Source organism: Dietzia aurantiaca (assembly GCF_021033825.1).
In the GTDB taxonomy this organism is placed as follows: Bacteria; Actinomycetota; Actinomycetes; order Mycobacteriales; family Mycobacteriaceae; genus Dietzia; species Dietzia aurantiaca.
Map to the genome: position 1 here is coordinate 1 of NZ_JAIFXZ010000035.1, position 668 is coordinate 668.

1 protein-coding gene is annotated in these 668 nt (G+C 66.0%); it reads right to left on the bottom strand.

All coding sequences use genetic code 11. From position 1 onward, the window contains the following. The coding region (locus K3888_RS17500) for a DUF222 domain-containing protein (protein WP_230931557.1) at positions 1–659 on the bottom strand (659 nt) is incomplete at its 3' end. Between the last annotated feature and the right edge of the window lie 9 nt (positions 660–668).

Sequence of the window (668 nt, forward strand, 5' to 3'; positions counted from 1 at the left end):
TCGGTATCGGTATCGGTATCGGTATCGGTATCGGTATCGGTGTTGGGCGTGTTTGCGGCTGCGGTGTTGTCGGCGGGTTCGCTGGCAGTAGCTGCGGCGTCTTGTTCGGTGGCGCGGTCGGCGGCGACTTTCTGCTCGAGTGCTTCGGCCAGGACGGCGGCTTCGTCGGCGTGCAGGAGGGCGTGGAGGGTGGACATGCCGTCGCGGCCGGGGCTGATGCTGGCGCCGCGGTCGCGGCCGGCGTCTTTCTTGCGGGCTCGGACCGCGTTCGGATCGCGTGTGGAGATGATCTCGTCGGCCCGGTTGCGGATGGCTTTCATGCCGGGTCGCCTGCCGGCTTCGATGGTGGCCAGGTAGTCATCGACCACGTCCTGTTGGATCTGGTGTAGCAGTGCGGGGTCGACGAATTCCATCTGGCCGGCCAGGGCTTTGGCCGTGGTCTCGTCTAGTCGCCCTTGGGCCATCGCGGTGAGGATTGCCGGGTAGCGAAGGTGCAGGTCGGCGGCGAAGGAGATCATCGTCCCGGCTTTGTAGGTGGAGATCGCCAGCACTCGCACCAGGTGGGTGATCGCGACATCGGCGGCATCGAGGATCGAGTATCCGGGCCGGGGATCGTCGGGGTCGGTACCGCAGCCCGGGTAGTCCAGACTTGCGGTCATCAACTGGTG